The sequence below is a fragment of the Acinetobacter sp. H1(2024) genome, from assembly GCF_046557555.1.
Taxonomy (GTDB): domain Bacteria; phylum Pseudomonadota; class Gammaproteobacteria; order Pseudomonadales; family Moraxellaceae; genus Acinetobacter; species Acinetobacter seifertii.
Window position 1 is genome coordinate 1 of record NZ_JBKGFO010000009.1, and the last position, 19,099, is coordinate 19,099.

General features: G+C 41.1%; 13 protein-coding genes, 2 tRNA genes, 3 rRNA genes and 2 pseudogenes. 12 read left to right on the forward strand and 8 right to left on the reverse strand.

Annotated features, from left to right (window positions below):
* The first annotated feature begins 130 nt into the window (after positions 1-130).
* The 7 genes from ACLCEG_RS17880 (at position 131) to cysK (ending at position 7,369) form a co-directional block, all read left to right on the forward strand.
* Positions 131-1,668 (forward strand): 16S ribosomal RNA (locus ACLCEG_RS17880).
* A gap of 59 nt (positions 1,669-1,727) precedes the next feature.
* Positions 1,728-1,804: transfer RNA gene (locus tag ACLCEG_RS17885), tRNA-Ile, on the forward strand.
* 55 nt (positions 1,805-1,859) lie between these two features.
* Positions 1,860-1,935, forward strand: a tRNA-Ala gene (locus tag ACLCEG_RS17890).
* Between the two features lie 340 nt (positions 1,936-2,275).
* Positions 2,276-5,166, forward strand: a 23S ribosomal RNA gene (locus tag ACLCEG_RS17895).
* A 178-nt stretch (positions 5,167-5,344) separates the two neighbouring features.
* A 5S ribosomal RNA gene (gene rrf, locus ACLCEG_RS17900) occupies positions 5,345-5,459 on the forward strand.
* Together the 16S, 23S and 5S rRNA genes with 2 tRNA genes alongside form the textbook arrangement of a ribosomal RNA operon.
* Before the next feature lie 219 nt (positions 5,460-5,678).
* The gene (locus tag ACLCEG_RS17905) at positions 5,679-6,221 is read left to right on the forward strand and encodes a GNAT family N-acetyltransferase (RefSeq protein WP_410568619.1); all 543 of its coding nucleotides are present in this window, start codon (positions 5,679-5,681) and stop codon (positions 6,219-6,221) included.
* A 149-nt stretch (positions 6,222-6,370) separates the two neighbouring features.
* Positions 6,371-7,369 carry a cysteine synthase A gene (gene cysK / locus ACLCEG_RS17910; RefSeq protein WP_077165272.1) on the forward strand — a complete coding sequence of 333 codons (999 nt, stop codon included), beginning with the start codon at positions 6,371-6,373 and terminating at the stop codon, positions 7,367-7,369.
* Between the two features lie 52 nt (positions 7,370-7,421).
* On the opposite strand, the gene ACLCEG_RS17915 is transcribed toward cysK, so the two are convergent.
* From ACLCEG_RS17915 to ACLCEG_RS17930, 4 genes and pseudogenes are all read right to left on the reverse strand, one after another.
* Entirely contained in the window at positions 7,422-8,030 is a 609-nt protein-coding gene (locus tag ACLCEG_RS17915) for a lytic transglycosylase domain-containing protein (RefSeq protein ID WP_410568621.1), read from the reverse strand.
* A 292-nt stretch (positions 8,031-8,322) separates the two neighbouring features.
* Positions 8,323-8,534 (reverse strand): annotated as a pseudogene (locus ACLCEG_RS17920) (DUF2798 domain-containing protein).
* Positions 8,535-8,538: 4 nt separating this feature from the next.
* Positions 8,539-9,105 (reverse strand): flavodoxin family protein, encoded by a 567-nt coding sequence (locus ACLCEG_RS17925; RefSeq protein ID WP_410568623.1) that lies wholly within the window; start codon positions 9,103-9,105, stop codon positions 8,539-8,541.
* Positions 9,106-9,123: 18 nt separating this feature from the next.
* Positions 9,124-9,609 (reverse strand): DUF2938 domain-containing protein, encoded by a 486-nt coding sequence (locus ACLCEG_RS17930; RefSeq protein ID WP_410568625.1) that lies wholly within the window; start codon positions 9,607-9,609, stop codon positions 9,124-9,126.
* An 81-nt stretch (positions 9,610-9,690) separates the two neighbouring features.
* On the opposite strand from ACLCEG_RS17930, the gene ACLCEG_RS17935 reads away from it, so the two are divergent.
* The 4 genes from ACLCEG_RS17935 to ACLCEG_RS17950 all read left to right on the forward strand — a co-directional run bounded on the left by ACLCEG_RS17935 (position 9,691) and on the right by ACLCEG_RS17950 (position 14,912).
* A complete protein-coding gene (locus ACLCEG_RS17935) occupies positions 9,691-10,095 on the forward strand; it encodes a helix-turn-helix domain-containing protein (protein WP_410568627.1) in 405 nt (134 codons plus the stop codon).
* 147 nt (positions 10,096-10,242) lie between these two features.
* Positions 10,243-11,502, forward strand: coding sequence for an esterase-like activity of phytase family protein (locus ACLCEG_RS17940; protein WP_410568629.1), 1,260 nt, complete (start codon positions 10,243-10,245; stop codon positions 11,500-11,502).
* Between the two features lie 215 nt (positions 11,503-11,717).
* Entirely contained in the window at positions 11,718-14,096 is a 2,379-nt protein-coding gene (locus tag ACLCEG_RS17945; protein WP_107973096.1) for a YgiQ family radical SAM protein, read from the forward strand.
* A 315-nt stretch (positions 14,097-14,411) separates the two neighbouring features.
* Entirely contained in the window at positions 14,412-14,912 is a 501-nt protein-coding gene (locus ACLCEG_RS17950) for a DUF2726 domain-containing protein (protein ID WP_004699315.1), read from the forward strand.
* Between the two features lie 99 nt (positions 14,913-15,011).
* Here the strand turns inward: ACLCEG_RS17950 and ACLCEG_RS17955 are convergent, their stop codons facing one another.
* On the reverse strand, positions 15,012-15,365 hold the full coding sequence (locus ACLCEG_RS17955; RefSeq protein WP_004699313.1) for a RidA family protein: 354 nt from the start codon (positions 15,363-15,365) through the stop codon (positions 15,012-15,014).
* Between the two features lie 191 nt (positions 15,366-15,556).
* On the opposite strand from ACLCEG_RS17955, the pseudogene ACLCEG_RS17960 reads away from it, so the two are divergent.
* Positions 15,557-15,619 (forward strand): annotated as a pseudogene (locus ACLCEG_RS17960) (hypothetical protein); the annotation flags it as partial.
* Between the two features lie 58 nt (positions 15,620-15,677).
* Here ACLCEG_RS17960 and dinB read toward each other — a convergent pair.
* The 3 genes from dinB to mdtD all read right to left on the reverse strand — a co-directional run bounded on the left by dinB (position 15,678) and on the right by mdtD (position 18,962).
* Positions 15,678-16,733 (reverse strand): DNA polymerase IV, encoded by a 1,056-nt coding sequence (gene dinB / locus ACLCEG_RS17965; protein ID WP_410568631.1) that lies wholly within the window; start codon positions 16,731-16,733, stop codon positions 15,678-15,680.
* 1 nt (position 16,734) lies between these two features.
* On the reverse strand, positions 16,735-17,493 hold the full coding sequence (locus ACLCEG_RS17970; RefSeq protein ID WP_410568633.1) for a GH25 family lysozyme: 759 nt from the start codon (positions 17,491-17,493) through the stop codon (positions 16,735-16,737).
* 77 nt (positions 17,494-17,570) lie between these two features.
* A complete protein-coding gene (mdtD, locus tag ACLCEG_RS17975; protein WP_077164296.1) occupies positions 17,571-18,962 on the reverse strand; it encodes a multidrug transporter subunit MdtD in 1,392 nt (463 codons plus the stop codon).
* Between the last annotated feature and the right edge of the window lie 137 nt (positions 18,963-19,099).

Sequence of the window (19,099 nt, forward strand, 5' to 3'; positions counted from 1 at the left end):
TTGATTAATCGAAATAATTTTCATTGATTGATTGGTTTAAATTACTCGAAGTTTATTTGAGCGAAATTTAAGTCAGTAATTGATGAGCCAGAATTGGTACCTTGTCTTTAAATAAGGTACAAAATGATTTTAACTGAAGAGTTTGATCATGGCTCAGATTGAACGCTGGCGGCAGGCTTAACACATGCAAGTCGAGCGGAGAGAGGTAGCTTGCTACTGATCTTAGCGGCGGACGGGTGAGTAATGCTTAGGAATCTGCCTATTAGTGGGGGACAACATCTCGAAAGGGATGCTAATACCGCATACGTCCTACGGGAGAAAGCAGGGGATCTTCGGACCTTGCGCTAATAGATGAGCCTAAGTCGGATTAGCTAGTTGGTGGGGTAAAGGCCTACCAAGGCGACGATCTGTAGCGGGTCTGAGAGGATGATCCGCCACACTGGGACTGAGACACGGCCCAGACTCCTACGGGAGGCAGCAGTGGGGAATATTGGACAATGGGGGGAACCCTGATCCAGCCATGCCGCGTGTGTGAAGAAGGCCTTATGGTTGTAAAGCACTTTAAGCGAGGAGGAGGCTACTTTAGTTAATACCTAGAGATAGTGGACGTTACTCGCAGAATAAGCACCGGCTAACTCTGTGCCAGCAGCCGCGGTAATACAGAGGGTGCAAGCGTTAATCGGATTTACTGGGCGTAAAGCGCGCGTAGGCGGCTAATTAAGTCAAATGTGAAATCCCCGAGCTTAACTTGGGAATTGCATTCGATACTGGTTAGCTAGAGTGTGGGAGAGGATGGTAGAATTCCAGGTGTAGCGGTGAAATGCGTAGAGATCTGGAGGAATACCGATGGCGAAGGCAGCCATCTGGCCTAACACTGACGCTGAGGTGCGAAAGCATGGGGAGCAAACAGGATTAGATACCCTGGTAGTCCATGCCGTAAACGATGTCTACTAGCCGTTGGGGCCTTTGAGGCTTTAGTGGCGCAGCTAACGCGATAAGTAGACCGCCTGGGGAGTACGGTCGCAAGACTAAAACTCAAATGAATTGACGGGGGCCCGCACAAGCGGTGGAGCATGTGGTTTAATTCGATGCAACGCGAAGAACCTTACCTGGCCTTGACATAGTAAGAACTTTCCAGAGATGGATTGGTGCCTTCGGGAACTTACATACAGGTGCTGCATGGCTGTCGTCAGCTCGTGTCGTGAGATGTTGGGTTAAGTCCCGCAACGAGCGCAACCCTTTTCCTTATTTGCCAGCGAGTAATGTCGGGAACTTTAAGGATACTGCCAGTGACAAACTGGAGGAAGGCGGGGACGACGTCAAGTCATCATGGCCCTTACGGCCAGGGCTACACACGTGCTACAATGGTCGGTACAAAGGGTTGCTACACAGCGATGTGATGCTAATCTCAAAAAGCCGATCGTAGTCCGGATTGGAGTCTGCAACTCGACTCCATGAAGTCGGAATCGCTAGTAATCGCGGATCAGAATGCCGCGGTGAATACGTTCCCGGGCCTTGTACACACCGCCCGTCACACCATGGGAGTTTGTTGCACCAGAAGTAGCTAGCCTAACTGCAAAGAGGGCGGTTACCACGGTGTGGCCGATGACTGGGGTGAAGTCGTAACAAGGTAGCCGTAGGGGAACCTGCGGCTGGATCACCTCCTTAACGAAAGATTGACGATTGGTAAGAATCCACAACAAGTTGTTCTTCATAGATGTATCTGAGGGTCTGTAGCTCAGTTGGTTAGAGCACACGCTTGATAAGCGTGGGGTCACAAGTTCAAGTCTTGTCAGACCCACCATGACTTTGACTGGTTGAAGTTATAGATAAAAGATACATAACTGATGATGTAAGCTGGGGACTTAGCTTAGTTGGTAGAGCGCCTGCTTTGCACGCAGGAGGTCAGGAGTTCGACTCTCCTAGTCTCCACCAGAACTTAAGAGAAGTTCGGATTACAGAAATTAGTAAATAGAGATTTCGGTCTTGGTTTATTAACTTCTGTGATTTAAGTATCACGGTATTAAGCATGACCTGACGAAGGCGTGTTTATTCATTAACAGATTGGCAAAATTGAGTCTGAAATAAATTGTTCACTCAAGAGTTTAGATTAAGTAATTAATCTAGATGAATTGAGAACTAGCAAATTAACTGAATCAAGCGTTTTGGTATATGAATTTAGATTGAAGCTGTACAGTGTTTAAGTACACAGTACTCTAAACTGAAATGTTGAAGTTACTAACTTGTAGGTAACATCGACTGTTTGGGGTTGTATAGTCAAGTAATTAAGTGCATGTGGTGGATGCCTTGGCAGTCAGAGGCGATGAAAGACGTGATAGCCTGCGAAAAGCTCCGGGGAGGCGGCAAATATCCTGTGATCCGGAGATTTCTGAATGGGGGAACCCACCTACTTTAAGGTAGGTATTGCAACATGAATACATAGTGTTGCAAAGCGAACGAGGGGAAGTGAAACATCTCAGTACCCTTAGGAAAAGAAATCAATTGAGATTCCCTCAGTAGCGGCGAGCGAACGGGGATCAGCCCATTAAGTTATGTGTGTTTTAGTGGAACGCTCTGGGAAGTGCGAACGTAGAGGGTGATATTCCCGTACACGAAAGGGCACACATAATGATGACGAGTAGGGCGAGGCACGTGAAACCTTGTCTGAATATGGGGGGACCATCCTCCAAGGCTAAATACTCCTGACTGACCGATAGTGAACCAGTACCGTGAGGGAAAGGCGAAAAGAACCCCTGTGAGGGGAGTGAAATAGATCCTGAAACCGCATGCATACAAGCAGTGGGAGCCGACTTGTTCGGTGACTGCGTACCTTTTGTATAATGGGTCAGCGACTTATATTCAGTAGCGAGGTTAACCGTATAGGGGAGCCGTAGAGAAATCGAGTCTTAATAGGGCGTTTAGTTGCTGGGTATAGACCCGAAACCAGGCGATCTATCCATGAGCAGGTTGAAGGTTGGGTAACACTAACTGGAGGACCGAACCCACTGTCGTTGAAAAGCCAGGGGATGACTTGTGGATAGGGGTGAAAGGCTAATCAAGCCTGGTGATAGCTGGTTCTCCCCGAAAGCTATTTAGGTAGCGCCTCGGACGAATACCATAGGGGGTAGAGCACTGTTTCGGCTAGGGGGTCATCCCGACTTACCAAACCGATGCAAACTCCGAATACCTATGAGTACTATCCGGGAGACAGACTGCGGGTGCTAACGTCCGTAGTCAAGAGGAAAACAATCCAGACCGCCAGCTAAGGCCCCAAAATCATAGTTAAGTGGGAAACGATGTGGGAAGGCATAGACAGCTAGGAGGTTGGCTTAGAAGCAGCCACCCTTTAAAGAAAGCGTAATAGCTCACTAGTCGAGTCGGCCTGCGCGGAAGATGTAACGGGGCTAAAACTATGTGCCGAAGCTGCGGATTTGACATTAGTCAAGTGGTAGGGGAGCGTTCTGTAAGCCGATGAAGGTGTATTGAGAAGTATGCTGGAGGTATCAGAAGTGCGAATGCTGACGTGAGTAACGACAAAACGGGTGAAAAACCCGTTCGCCGAAAGACCAAGGGTTCCAGTCCAACGTTAATCGGGGCTGGGTGAGTCGACCCCTAAGGCGAGGCCGAAAGGCGTAGTCGATGGGAAATTGGTTAATATTCCAATACTTCTGTGTAATGCGATGAGAGGACGGAGAAGGTTAAGTCAGCCTGGCGTTGGTTGTCCAGGTGGAAGGATGTAGGTATGTATCTTAGGCAAATCCGGGGTACTCTATACTGAGATCCGATAGCAAGCTGTACTTGTACAGTGAAGTGGCTGATACCATGCTTCCAGGAAAAGTCTCTAAGCTTCAGTTACACAGGAATCGTACCCGAAACCGACACAGGTGGTCAGGTCGAGTAGACCAAGGCGCTTGAGAGAACTCTGCTGAAGGAACTAGGCAAAATGGTACCGTAACTTCGGGAGAAGGTACGCTGTTGTTGGTGATGGAACTTGCTTCCTGAGCTGATGACAGCCGCAGAAACCAGGCCGCTGCAACTGTTTATTAAAAACATAGCACTCTGCAAACACGAAAGTGGACGTATAGGGTGTGATGCCTGCCCGGTGCTGGAAGGTTAATTGATGGGGTTAGCGTAAGCGAAGCTCTTGATCGAAGCCCCAGTAAACGGCGGCCGTAACTATAACGGTCCTAAGGTAGCGAAATTCCTTGTCGGGTAAGTTCCGACCTGCACGAATGGCATAATGATGGCGGCGCTGTCTCCAGCAGAGGCTCAGTGAAATCGAAATCGCTGTGAAGATGCAGTGTACCCGCGGCTAGACGGAAAGACCCCGTGAACCTTTACTGCAGCTTGACACTGAACTTTGACCTTACTTGTGTAGGATAGGTGGGAGGCTTTGAAGTTGGAACGCTAGTTCCAATGGAGCCGTCCTTGAAATACCACCCTGGTAATGTTGAGGTTCTAACTCTGTCCCGTTATCCGGGACGAGGACCGTGTCTGGTGGGTAGTTTGACTGGGGCGGTCTCCTCCTAAAGAGTAACGGAGGAGTACGAAGGTGCGCTCAGCGTGGTCGGAAATCACGCGTAGAGTATAAAGGCAAAAGCGCGCTTAACTGCGAGACCCACAAGTCGAGCAGGTACGAAAGTAGGTCTTAGTGATCCGGTGGTTCTGTATGGAAGGGCCATCGCTCAACGGATAAAAGGTACTCTGGGGATAACAGGCTGATACCGCCCAAGAGTTCATATCGACGGCGGTGTTTGGCACCTCGATGTCGGCTCATCTCATCCTGGGGCTGAAGCAGGTCCCAAGGGTATGGCTGTTCGCCATTTAAAGAGGTACGCGAGCTGGGTTTAGAACGTCGTGAGACAGTTCGGTCCCTATCTACCGTGGGCGCTGGAAATTTGAGAGGATCTGCTCCTAGTACGAGAGGACCAGAGTGGACGAACCTCTGGTGTACCGGTTGTGACGCCAGTCGCATCGCCGGGTAGCTATGTTCGGAAGGGATAACCGCTGAAAGCATCTAAGCGGGAAGCCTACCTCAAGATAAGATTTCCCTAGGAATTTATTCCTCTAAAGAGCCGTTCGAGACTAGGACGTTGATAGGTTGGATGTGGAAGCATAGTGATATGTGAAGCTGACCAATACTAATTGCTCGTGAGGCTTGACTATACAACACCCAAGCAGTTGTATATAAAGCATCAATCGATTCATAAATCTACAAACAAACTTGATTTAGTTACTTCACTAGATAAAATGAACAAGTCAGATTCAATCAGCCCAATCTGTAAAGATTTGGAAAACGCTTCGGCAATCAATAAGACCAAAGCAAGTATCCATAAACAGTTGTGCTGGCGACCATAGCAAGAGTGAACCACCTGATCCCTTCCCGAACTCAGAAGTGAAACCTCTTAGCGCTGATGGTAGTGTGGGGTTACCCATGTGAGAGTAAGTCATCGCCAGCTCATTATTCAAACACCCCGGTCTCGAAAGAAACCGGGGTGTTTTTTTATGGATAATAAAAAAATAAAGATAAAAAACAACTCTAAAAGAACATTTGTACAGCCGCTCTGATTCACAGATATAGTGTCTTAATTCAATTAAATTGCCTTGTAATAAAAAAACATTTCATAATATTCCAATATTTGCTTACTCTATAAATAGTTAAACTTGAGTTTTCATCTATGCAGTTCAAAATTATCGCAGCCCAAGATCTAGATAAAAATCAACGTCATCAGATTGCTGAGTTATGTTTTTCTGCTTTTGATGAAGATCCATGGAGCCAATATGCTTTCATGCAAAAAGCGATTCATGTCGTTGGTATATTGGACAATCAAATTGTCTCACATGCCTTATGGACGGATAGAGTTTTTACCATAAATGGTAGTTCCGATGTAAAAACAGCTTATGTAGAGTATGTGACCACTGATTACACGATGAGAGGTAAGGGGCTTGCATCACAATTATTAAAACATTTAGTTGAAGCGTTAACTGACTTGGAATATGGACTTGCTGCATTACAACCGGAAGATGAAGCATTTTATAAAAAATTAGGTTGGACTACTTGGCGGGGTGATTTGTACATCAAACAAGATACATCTACTTATCTGACTGATGACTATGAAATTATGCTATATCCTTTGAGTATCCATATGAAAGATCTACTCTCACATAGTTCAGAGGACGATAGTATTTCCGCAGAATGGCGAGAGGGTGAGGTTTGGTAGTTCTAATGATCTAATAAATTCATTTTTTTATTCTGTCTAAAATAGATGTAGCTGTCATTTTTTCATATTACTTAACTTTTTCTACTTTCCTGTTTATTAGACAAGCCTATAATGATTCAGAATCATTCCAAATCTAATAAGGATATAACATGTCTACCGATCAGCAATTTCCAACTCCCAACAATTTAGGTATCGCGGTATATTCAAATAATGCCGAAGCCATTGGTAATACACCTTTAGTACGTATTAACCGATTGATTAAAACAGGTGCAACCGTATTAGCAAAAGTGGAAAGCCGTAACCCTGCATTTTCTGTGAAATGCCGCATCGGAGCGGCACTTATTGCAGATGCGGAAAAGCGTGGTGTATTAAAAGAAGGTATGCATATTGTTGAGCCAACCAGTGGTAATACTGGTATTGCATTGGCGTTTGTTGCTGCGGCAAAAGGTTATCCAATTACTCTAACTATGCCTGCAAGTATGAGCCTTGAGCGCAGAAAAGTACTAAAAGCTTTAGGTGCTAATTTGGTATTAACTGAACCCGCAAAAGGAATGAAAGGTGCAGTTGATGAGGCTGTACGATTAGCAACTGAACAGCCAGATCTTTATTTCTTGCCACAACAATTTGAAAACCCAGCGAATCCACAAATTCATGTAGACACAACTGGTCCTGAAATTTGGCAAGCTACAGGTGGGCAAGTCGATATTTTAGTTGCGGGCGTCGGTACTGGCGGTACGATTACGGGTATTTCTCGTTATTTTGAACAGGTTCAAAATAAACCTTTGTATTCAGTAGCAGTTGAACCTGCTGAGTCTCCAATTATTACTCAAACTAAAAATGGTGAGAACATTACACCTGCACCGCATAAAATTCAGGGAATTGGTGCGAACTTTATTCCAAAGAATCTTGATTTGGACCTTGTAGATGAAGTCTTACCCGTGACTAGCGAAGAAGCAATTCAATGGGCGAGAAACTGTGCAACTCAAGAAGGTATTTTAGTGGGTATTTCAAGTGGAGCTGCATTAGCAGCCGCTGCAAAAATTGCAGAGCGTCCTGAAAATGCTGGTAAAACTATTGTTGTTATTCTGCCAGACAGTGGGGAGCGTTATTTGTCTTCTGTGTTATTTGAAGGTTTATTTGACGAATAAAATTAGTCGCATAAAAAAGCCCATCTATTGATGGGCTTTTGTTTAAGCTTATTTATAAGGCACTTTTTAAATTTTTTTGATGGTGCTTAATAGATCGAGCATATTTTTTCGCTTTGTGACGGATCCAGAAGCTTCGCTCATATCCTGTTGGTCCAACATTATAATAGGCCGTGGCTTTAAACCAGCTATCTGCGGTTTGATAGTAATGATTTAAAATATAAGCACCACATTGGATATTTGTAGATTCATCATACAAATTACCAGCACAAGTTTGTTGCCAATAGCTTGGAATAATTTGAGTTAAACCAACAGCCCCAGTCGGAGAGCGGGCATTACTATTGTAATTCGACTCTTTTCTTATAACTGCCGCGAGTAAAAGTGGAGGAACATTATATTTGTCAGCACTTTGAATAATCATTGGAGATAATCGATTGGCTGTACTCGGTGGAACCGAATAAGCTTTTTGTAAACCAGATGATAGCTTATTTGAACGCCAAGTAAATGAGCCACTATTAGGGCCTAAGCTTGTACATCCTGTCATTATGATCATTAAAAAAGTTATGAAAAATTTCAGACCAAGAATGTGTAATTGTGATGGTTCAAAACGATTTTGGGTTAAAGATGAGGTAAGCAAAATACAAAACCAATAATGAAGTTTCAAATGAAATAATCGTATTTAGCCGTACTTATCGGATCAATATTAGTTCTGTTGCTCAGCACATCTAAAAAGTAAGAATTTTGTATAATTGAAATGAAAAAACCCCGACATCCTGTCGAGGTTCCTTCGTATTCAGCTTTATGTAGCTAACTCCTGTCAACTACCGCTTCCTGCGTTCTTATTCTTCTTCAATGAGACATCCTGTCTCTCTATGATTCATATATTATGAAATAATACTAAAACTGAATATCCGCAAATCACCGCAATTTTTGTACGTTTTAACTTACAGATCAACTTACTTAAATACGATGTCGACTAGTTTCTGGGCGATAGGAGCACAAATCAATACACTTGGAAAAGCTAATATCCATGCAATAATCTAAGCTGATACCCACAATGAAACGAGGTGATGATTTAGTTCTACTACTTTAAAAGTTGAAACACCTGAAACGATAAAAGACATCATTCCCATAAAATGAAGAGGAATAAAAGTTTCTGTGCTTTCATGGATTTATATTCCTTGATAAGCACTTAAGGTCAATGCAAAATTTTCTCCAAATTGTTGAGCAGTTTTAATATCTCCTTCATCAAACCTATCGGCATTACTGCCATGTTCAGCCTGAGCCATTAAGCCTGACCATGAACCGAGACGGTTGGCTGCTTGAGTATAAGGAATACCTTGGTGTTGCTCAGGTATAATCGGGTTGCCGACCCATAACATGCCGTGTTGCATACAGAAGGTAAAAATCGAAATTAGTGTCGATTGTTTATCACCTGCGGGAAGAGAGGAAACGGTAAATCCAGCTGTTAGCTTTCCTTTAAAACTCTGTTTTTTCCATAATGGTCCCGTCGCATCCATGAGTTGTTTTAACTTGGAAGACACGCCACCTAAATAAGTAGGAGACCCCCAAATTAAACCATCATATTTAATTAGTGTTTCTGGGTTTTCGACGAGATGTTCGGCATTGAGTAAATCTACTTCAATATCTTGATGACTCAAAATACCAGTTTGAATTTGCTGAGCGATAAATTGTGTATGCCCTTGGCGACTATAGTAAATAATGGCAACAGTTTTCATGGATAGTTTCCTTTTTATTTAAATTTGAAAAATTTTTGCAGTGAGATATAAGCCATAACCAAAAACACTATGATTCATCAAACTTTTTAGACAGTTCAAAAAAGGATGAGGTGTTTTTGATGAAGCAAAACCACTACCCATGGCGGGTTGCATAATAAAAAAAGGGATGAGAACGGTGACTACACCAAATACTAGTGCTGAGAAAAACTGAGGATGACTAAGCCAAGTTGAGCCAACAATGAAAAGAAAGCTAGATGAAAAGATTAGCCCGACACTACAGTGAGCAATCCAACCTAAAAAATATTCACCCTTAATTTGAGGGCTTTGAGCTATAGATTGATGGATAAGTTTTCCTTGAAACATCCAGCCTACCCAGCGTCCGAGAAAAGCAAAATTTAAGGTTGGGATCTTAAATATTTTTAGTATTAACAGCCATATATCCATAATGACTGTTGCACCAATACCAAGACATAAAGCTTGGAAGAATAATGTGGAGGTATTCATTTTTACACCTTGCTTTTATACGTATGAAACGTGATAAATTTATTGTGCAAGTTCAAGTTCACTTGAAGTCAAGAGGTGATTATGGATATTGGTGAAGTTGCTAAAAAGGCAAAAGTCACAACCGCTACACTACGTTTTTATGAAGAGAAGGGGCTAATTAAGTCGATTGGGCGGCAAGGTTTACGTCGGCAGTATGGTAAGCAGGTGCTTGATCAACTGGCACTTATTGCTTTAGGACGTGCTGCGGGTTTTTCTTTAAATGAGATCGCTACCATGTTTGGACAAGATGGTAAGCCTGATCTTGATCGTCAGAAACTAAAAGATAAAGCTGAACAACTAGAGCACATGGCAAAGCGATTACATTTTATTAGTCAAGGATTAGAACATGCTGCTGTATGTCCTGCTGAAAATCATATGGAATGCCCAACGTTCCAGAGCTTTTTAAAAGCAGCAATTGCTGGAGAATATCAGCCAACGAAACTTTAATTCTTTTTGATGAAGTCATTTAGTTTGTGTTTGTATTGAACAGTTGAGTTTGTCATATTTTCGCCATAAAGATTTCATCTTTTTGAAGTAAAAACTTCATATAAGCTTGATTAAATTTGCTTAATTTTTTACCAAACGTACAAATTTATGAGCAAAAAAACTTTAGTGGCATTATTATGCTGCGCCAGTTTAGGATTGTCGGCATGTAATGATGACAACGACCAAGAACAAACCTCACCTACCGAAAATGTTACTGAACCAACTTTAATTTCTTTTGCCAAATTGCCTGTAGAAACTTATGCTGCTGGCCCAGACTCTGGTGCATATGTAAAAGGTGCAAATGGAATTTATCCTCCATTTAAAGGCCAGCCTGTACAAGGTTTTTCGGCTGCATTAAAAAATGAAGATGGTAGCTATATGGCAATGGCCGATAATGGCTTTGGTACACAAGATAATTCAGCAGACTTTTTGCTTCGTATTTATAAATTAAAACCTGATTTCAAAACTAAAACCAAAGGTACAGGGCAGGTTACTGTACAAAGCTTTATTCAATTGCGTGATCCAAACAAGTTAATTCCTTTTAATATTGTGAATGGTAACACGCCTGAGCGTCTATTAACGGGTGCTGATTTTGACCCAGAGTCAATGCAACGTACTAGCGATGGCACTTATTGGATTGGGGATGAGTTTGGACCTTATTTACTTCATTTTTCAGCCGATGGTGTGTTACTAGATACACCTATCGCTTTACCAAATCCATTAAATCCGACCCAAGAATTACGTTCACCACAAAATCAGTTTAATAAAGCGCAAATTAATTTTGTAGAGCCTTTGGTTCAGCAAAGTGGTGGTTTTGAAGGAATGGCAATTTCACCAGATGGGCAGTATCTTTACCCGCTTATAGAAAAGCCAATTAAATCAATTCGAGAAACGGAAAGACAGTTGCTGATTTCTCAATTCGACATTAAGAAAAAAGCGTATACAGGGAAATATTATTGGTTCCAATTAGACAGCAAGGCAACCAATATTGGTGACTTCCAACTCTTTAATAATAAAGAAGGCATTATTATTGAGCGTGATGCGACTCAGAATAATTTAGGCGGATATAAAAAATTAATCCGTATTAAATTGAATGAGTCAGGTCAGCTAGTAAGCCGTGAAGATTTAGTCGATTTAATTAAAATTGCTAACCCGAATATGTTGTATGGCACAGCTAGAGCAGGGGATATTGGTACGGGACAAGTTTTTGCTTTCCCGTTTGAAACTATTGAAGATGTGATTATTGAAAATGGCACAACGCTCACGGTACTAAATGACAATAATTTCCCTGGTTCGACAGGACGTAACGCAAAACTGGCTGACGATAACGAAATTATTCAGATCCGTTTGCCAAAAGCTTTGTTCTAATACCTATAAATAAATTGTGTTAAGACTACGGCGGATTTAATTCCGCCGTATTTATTCCGAGAATAAAATATTGGATAAACTTTAATCAAATTAATTTCTATATTATTGTTTTCGTATGTTTTATAAACAAGGAAAATGAATGGAATTCATGTTAAAATGATCGGCTTTCATCTTTAGATGTCTCTCCTTCATCTGCTAGCCGAGATTCGCAAGCCATGTCTACCGCTTATACCATGCAAACTGCGCCAAAAGCGCTGTTTGATTACGACAAATATTGGGCGTCGTGTTTTGAACCAGCGCCATTTTTGCCGATGTCACGAGAAGAAATGGACCAACTCGGCTGGGATGCGTGTGACTTTATTTTAGTCTGTGGTGATGCTTATATTGACCACCCATCATTTGTATCGGGTGTGATTGGGCGTGTACTTGAAGCACAAGGTTTCCGTGTCGGAATTATTGCGCAGCCAGATTGGACCAATGTTGAAAGCTTCCGCGTTTTAGGTAAGCCAACGATTGCTTGGGGTGTAACCGCAGGTAATATGGATTCGATGATTAACCGTTATACGGCAGATCGTAAAATCCGTTCGGATGATGCATATTCTCCAAACAATGAACCAAACAAACGTCCTGACCGTGCTGCAACAGTATATTGCCAGCGCTGTCGTGAAGCTTTCCCAGATGTACCTGTGTTATTAGGTGGTATTGAAGGTAGTTTACGTCGTATTGCGCACTACGATTATTGGTCAGATAAAGTCCGTCGTTCGATTTTAATGGACTCAAAAGCTGATTTGCTCATGTATGGTAATGGTGAGCGTGCCATTATTGATGTGATGCATCGTTTGGCTAAAGGTGAAAAAATCCACGAGATTACTGATGTTCGTGGTACAGCATTTATTATTAATAAACACAACAAAGCATCAAAAGCGAAGTTTGTTGAAGTTGCGAGTAATGATGTAGATACGGTTGGGCGTGTTGACCCAATTATTAACCCATATGTCATGACAGAAGATATTGATGGCTGTGAGGTTGAAAAAGAAAAGGGTAACTCTTTAGCTCAGTACCAAAATTTCCAAAAAGAGATTGTTGCAAATCCGATTGTACGTGAAGGCGACAAACTCGATGACGATACTCAAATCGTTCAATTAAAGCCAGCACCGTCAAAAGCAATTAAACACAAATTACCACCACGAGAGTTGGCAGTAATCCGTTTGCCTTCTTTCGAAGAAGTGGCTAATGATCAAGTGCTTTATGCACATGCAAACCGTATTTTGCACCTTGAAACTAATCCGGGTAATGCTCGTGCGTTGGTTCAACGCCATGGTGAGCGTGATGTGTGGATTAACCCACCTCCAATTCCTCTAACTACTGAGGAAATGGATTATGTGTTTGATTTACCATATGCACGTTTGCCACATCCTACTTATGGTGATGCGCGTTTCCCTGCATTTGATATGATCAAATTCTCGGTCAATATTATGCGTGGCTGTTTTGGCGGCTGTACATTCTGTTCAATTACAGAACATGAAGGACGTATTATTCAAAACCGTTCGGAAGATTCGATCTTACGTGAGATTGAAAAAATTCGTGATACGGCACCAAATTTCACCGGCATTATTTCTGACTTAGGTGGTCCAACGGCAAACATGTATCGTTTGCATTGTAAGGACCCAGAAATTGAAAAGAACTGTCGTAAACCTTCTTGTGTTTATCCGGGCGTTTGTCAAAACTTACATACCGATCACGCGCCTTTAGTGCAGCTTTACCGTAAAGCACGTGCAATTAAAGGTGTGAAGAAGATTCTGATTGGTTCAGGTTTACGTTATGACCTTGCAGTATTGAACCCTGAATATGTCAAAGAGCTGGTGCAACACCACGTTGGTGGTTATTTAAAAATTGCTCCTGAACATACTGAGCAAGGCCCGTTATCTAAGATGATGAAACCGGGTATTGGTACGTATGATCGCTTCAAACAAATGTTTGACCGTTTCAGTAAAGAAGCAGGAAAAGAGCAGTATCTAATTCCTTACTTTATTGCTGCGCATCCGGGTACTTCAGATTATGACATGATGCACCTTGCTATTTGGTTGAAAAAGAATGGTTTCCGTGCCGATCAGGTACAGACGTTCTATCCATCACCAATGGCAACTGCAACCACCATGTATTATTCGGGCAAGAACCCGCTTGCTAAAGTTGCTCGTTATACTGAAAAAGTTGATATTGTAAAAGGTGAAAAACGCCGTCGTTTACATAAAGCATTCTTGCGTTACCATGATCCAAACAACTGGCCATTACTTCGTGAAGCTTTAAAAGAAATGGGCCGTGCTGATTTGATTGGTAATTCAAAGCAGCATTTAATTCCGACTTATCAGCCAAAAGGGACTGAAGGGGAATATAAATCTGCCCGTAAGAAAAACTCGTCTACGGCAGGGGATTCGGTTAAACGAAATAACCAGCAAACGAGTAATCATTCAAATCAGAAGCGTCCACAAAAAGGTCAGGTACTAACGCAACATACGGGTTTGCCTCCGCGTGAAACAGGTGAGAAGAGACCGTTTGGTGGGAAAAGTAAAGCAAAGTCAAAAGCACGTGGATAATGATAAAAAAGGCTCTTAAACAGAGCCTTTTTTGTTTTCCATGAGGTTATTTAAATCGTATAGTGAGATTTTTGAAGATTTAAAGTACAAAAAACGTAACGAATAATGATAAATATCCAAAATCTGACGAGCTGCACTTGATTGTTGTTGACTCTATGATTATAAATAATGTTGAGGGTGGCTAAATTTAAGCCAAGCTTGATAACTACAAGTGAAATTACTAAGTGAACCTTTTAAAAAACGGCTGTGTCGTTATCAATTAAAACAAAGCGTGATCTAGCAAAATCATTATAAAAAACTTAAAGGATTAGACCCATGTACTATTTAATTACGATCTTACTACTCTTTTTGACTGTCATTATGGCGGCGAAAAGCCTCTCAAGAAAACACCAACAAGACAGTGCTTTAAAGCGCCGTGCCGTATTAAGTAGTCATGAGCAAATGACTCTTACTCGTTTACAAACAGTATTTCCTAAATTTACTGTATTAGCTCATGTCTCATTTGATGCTTTATTAACAACTAAATATGCTCACACCCGTCGAAAATATCAAAATATGACGGCTGACTTTGTGGTACTTGATCAAAATTACCAAGTTTTTGTGGTGGTTATGCTTGAAGAAAATGGTTTACGTCGTGCACATCAGCAGTATGAACGCCGTTTATTACAACTTGCGGGTTACCGTGTACTACGTTATAGCAGTGTGCCTGATTATAATGATTTAAGAAGAGATTTATTGACCCCTGAATCAGAGATGGCAACTTTACATGCCACGCCGCAGTTAGAGCGAATCTCAAATGCTTTTGTGAAGTCTTAACAAGTAGACATTATAAAATTTTGATTTTAGGGTTTATTAAAGACGATATGAATAAAATGCTGATATTAGAATTTTTTTATTGATTAAAATCAATAAGAACTATGGAAGTACCGCAACGACAGTCATTTCTACTAGTACGTCAGGTGCGTAAAGTTTAGACTCCACACAAGTACGAGCAGGTGGATTTTCTTTGCTAATCCATGCATCCCATACAGCATTCATGGCTGCATAGTCTGTTTCAATATCTTTTAGAAAAATCATGACTGAAAGAATATGACTTTTGTCTGTACCAGCTTCAGCAAGTAAGCGATCAATATTGTCTAAAGTTTGTTGAGTCTGTGCCGTAATGTCTACACTGGTGTCATCAGCGAGTTGGCCTGCTAAATGGACTAAATTACCTGAAATCGCAACTTCGCAGTAGCGTGAAGTCACGTGTAAACGTTTTACCGTCATAAAAATGCTCTAAAGTGTATTTATTGAATAGCTTTGATTTTATGAATAGATGCAGGGTTGGTGCAAGCAAGTACAAAGGAATTTAAGTAGATTATTGTGATGAAAAAATCTAAGCCATGTATCAGAAGAGCCCTGTAATATTCGGATTTGGTCGTCACGCCAATCACAGGACGATATGCCTAAAGTAAAGGTTGCTTTGGCATGTTGCAAATACATGGGTAATGAATATGCGCTAATTAGATTACTGTAATTTTTGATCAAAAGGTAACTGTTTTTGTCTAAAACTTGTTCTTTTGAATAAAAAAACATCAATTATAATAATGAAAGTTGGAAGTCGTCAGCTTTGATCTGTAACTGATAAACACCAATCCCAATAAGACGAAATTGGAAGTTTTCGGGAATATGCATTTCATTTAAAAGTAAGAATAAAACTTGAATCAAATCTTGTTGAGAATGGATTGGAGTTTTAAAACTTTTACTGTGTTGTAAAGTCTGAAAATTTTTAAGTTTGAGTTTAATATTTACACCACGAGCATGGAGTTGTTTTTTCTCTAAACTTTGCCAAACTTTTTCAGCTAAGCCATGCCAATAAGGTTGGCACTGAGTTAGGGTTAAATCACTATCAAATGTGGTTTCTTTCGAAATTTGCTGACGAGCACGTTCAGCTTGAACAGGGCGGTTATCAATACCTTGGGCGTATAAATAAAGCTGTTGCCCATATTTACCAAAGTGATGAACTAAAACCGCTTCTTCAATTTTTTGCAAGTCACCTAGTGTGTGCAATTCAAGCTGTTGGAGTTTTTCTTGGGTAACTTTGCCCACGCCAGGAATCTTTTTTAGCGGAAGGTCTTGAATAAAAGTAGCGACTTGAGATGGTTTTATTACACATAAACCATTCGGTTTATTCCAGTCAGACGCGACTTTTGCCAAAAATTTATTAGGTGCTACACCAGCCGAGGCGGTCAGTCCTGTTAGTCTAAAAATATCTTCCCGAATATGCATAGCCACTTCGGTTGCACTCGCGATTTGCTTTAAATTCTCAGTGACATCTAAATATGCTTCATCAAGCGATAAAGGTTCAATGAGAAGAGTATACTGCTGAAAGATTGAATGGATTTGAGCCGAGACTGTACGATATTTTTCAAAATTAGGTTCGATAATAACAACTTGAGGGCATAGTTTTCTTGCTTGGCTCATAGACATAGCAGAGCGTAAACCGAACTCACGGGCAGGATAAGAAGCTGCCGCAATTACAGCGCGCGGATGATGCGAAGAGATAACGACAGGAAGATGCTTTAAATCAGGACGCTCTCGCAATTCGACCGATGCATAAAAGGCATCCATATCGATATGAATGATTTTGCGCATATTATTGTGCTTTCACGATGCCTTGTTGCTGTAAAAATTGATGCCACTCTTTGACTGAACCCTCATAAACATTTAAGTCTACTGGCTTTGTCATACCTTCAATTTTACCTTGATTACTATGCTGCCAAAAGAGCCATTTTCTTTTGTCTTTCAGTTCAGGTTTTCCTTCATAATCTCTAACCCAAAGCGGCGTATTAGGGAAATTTCCTATTAACACAATATGGTAAAAAGTTTTGGAGATATAAAAGATAGGTTGTTTGCCATAATGCTGTTTTAAGCGGTCATGCATAATGCCTATTTCTTTAAGTAATTGTTCTTTGGTGTGTGCATTAATACAGTTGCTGTCATATTCGAGATCGATAACAGGTGGAAGCGCATCGATTTTCTTTGGAACAGTTGCAATAAAATTTTCTGCCTGTGTTTTACCATCACGACATAGACGATAAAAATGATAAGCCCCAACATGAAATCCATGTTCGCGTGCTTTTAACCAGTTTTCTTGAAATTTTGGATCTTTATAATCACCACCTTCAGTCGCTTTTAAATAGACGAACTGGAATTTTTGGGGTGATATTTTTTTCCAGTTAATCTCTTCTTGATGATGAGAAATATCAAAGCCTTGAACTGGATAATCTTGAGCAATTGCTTTTTGTTGATAGAACAGACCGAAGTAAGTGAGAACCCCCATGACACAAGCTAAAACAATACCGATTATGGTGTTGTAGCGTGGTGCAGAAAAGGTTTTTGCCAGCTTGGTCATGCAAAACTCAGTATCAAGATGAAGCTCACATGATACCGTGATTTACGAGCGAGAAACCATGCTAAAAATGCAACTGCTTACACAGGTGTATTTTTTGGAATTTGCCAAAAGATAAGCGCAGTAATGACGTTAATACAGCCTAAACAGACCAGAGTGACATGAAACGCTGTTGTGACATGGGCTGTACCATAGTAATTGGTAAATACATTAATGAGTGTACCTGCCAATGCAACACCGATACTCATAGAAAGCATCATAATCATTGATAAGAAACTATTCCCGCTACTCGCATCTTGTTGAGGCAAGTCTTTTAAAGTCAGTGTATTCATACCTACAAACTGTAATGAGTTTAATGTACCAAACAAGAAAAAGTGTAAGGCTCTAAACCAAGTAGGCGTGTCGACAGTCATAATCGCAAAAGACGCAATACATAGACCGACTAATGTGGTGTTAATTAACAAAAAACGGCGATATCCCATTTTCTGAATAATAGGTCTAACAATTGGCTTAGAAAATAGTGAACCTAGCACTAGTGGAATCATCATTAAACCCGCAATAAATGGTTCAAATCCAAAAGCCACTTGCAACATGAGTGGTATGACGAAAGGTAAAGCGTTACCACCAAAGCGAGCGAAGAAATTACCTAAAATCCCGATTGCGAAAATTTTATTTTTAAATAATCGACTACGGAATAATGCATTTTGATGAGTATGGGAATGATAGGCATACCAAAGCGTTGCAATTACTCCGACTATTAATAGAGAAATACTGAACCATTTGGAATATTCAGGCGAGGCAAGATGTTCAATACCTAAAGACCAGCCAATCATTGCAATCACCAAGAGTACAAACCCCATAAGATCAAAGGTTTTAACTGTAGGTTCTTTTACATTTGGCATGACCTTTAATGTCATTAATATACCGAGTACACCCATTGGAATATTAATAAGAAAAATCCAGTGCCAAGTTGCCACTTCAACTAACCAGCCCCCTAATGTTGGACCTGCGAGAGGGCCAAGTAAACCCGCCAGACTCATGAGGCTCATAGCAGCTAGAAATTGGGTTCGGGGAATAATTTTTAAAAGTGATAAACGACCAACGGGGAGTAATAGTGCTCCTCCCACACCCTGAATGACACGGAAAAATAAAAGTTCATTCAGATTTTGAGACAGCCCACACCCCAAAGACGCTAAAGTAAAAATAATAATTGCTGATAAAAATGTATTTCTAACGCCAAACCGATCGGCTAACCATCCACTTAAAGGAATGCAGGCAGCAACCGACAAAACATAAGCCACCACCACGCTATGCATACGTAATGGGTCTTCATTTAAATGGTGTGCCATTGCAGGAATAGCAGTATTTACAATTGTGGTATCTAATGCCTGCATAAAAAAGCCAATAGACACCAAAAGTACGAGTAAGCGATATTCAGGTTGCAAGGCTTGGTGAGTCGGCGTGGCATTCATAACATTTGAAAGTTAACGTTTTGGTCTAGTTTAAAACAAATTGAAAGTAAAAAAAGTAAGACAATGTTGAGTACCCCTTTACTAAATCTAATTGCTCTTGAAGGCAACGGTGAAAATAGTGAAAACAAAAAAAGCGG

Bases quoted from the DNA above. Each gene is read 5' to 3' on its own strand.
- ACLCEG_RS17935 (WP_410568627.1), top strand. From the start codon at position 9,691: ATGGATATTGGTGAAGTTGCTAAAAAGGCAAAAGTCACAACCGCTACA.
- dinB (WP_410568631.1), bottom strand. From the start codon at position 16,733: ATGCGCAAAATCATTCATATCGATATGGATGCCTTTTATGCATCGGTC.
- ACLCEG_RS17950 (WP_004699315.1), top strand. From the start codon at position 14,412: ATGTACTATTTAATTACGATCTTACTACTCTTTTTGACTGTCATTATG.
- ACLCEG_RS17930 (WP_410568625.1), bottom strand. From the start codon at position 9,609: ATGAATACCTCCACATTATTCTTCCAAGCTTTATGTCTTGGTATTGGT.
- ACLCEG_RS17970 (WP_410568633.1), bottom strand. From the start codon at position 17,493: ATGACCAAGCTGGCAAAAACCTTTTCTGCACCACGCTACAACACCATA.
- ACLCEG_RS17925 (WP_410568623.1), bottom strand. From the start codon at position 9,105: ATGAAAACTGTTGCCATTATTTACTATAGTCGCCAAGGGCATACACAA.
- cysK (WP_077165272.1), top strand. From the start codon at position 6,371: ATGTCTACCGATCAGCAATTTCCAACTCCCAACAATTTAGGTATCGCG.
- ACLCEG_RS17905 (WP_410568619.1), top strand. From the start codon at position 5,679: ATGCAGTTCAAAATTATCGCAGCCCAAGATCTAGATAAAAATCAACGT.
- mdtD (WP_077164296.1), bottom strand. From the start codon at position 18,962: ATGAATGCCACGCCGACTCACCAAGCCTTGCAACCTGAATATCGCTTA.
- ACLCEG_RS17945 (WP_107973096.1), top strand. From the start codon at position 11,718: ATGTCTACCGCTTATACCATGCAAACTGCGCCAAAAGCGCTGTTTGAT.
- ACLCEG_RS17940 (WP_410568629.1), top strand. From the start codon at position 10,243: ATGAGCAAAAAAACTTTAGTGGCATTATTATGCTGCGCCAGTTTAGGA.
- ACLCEG_RS17955 (WP_004699313.1), bottom strand. From the start codon at position 15,365: ATGACGGTAAAACGTTTACACGTGACTTCACGCTACTGCGAAGTTGCG.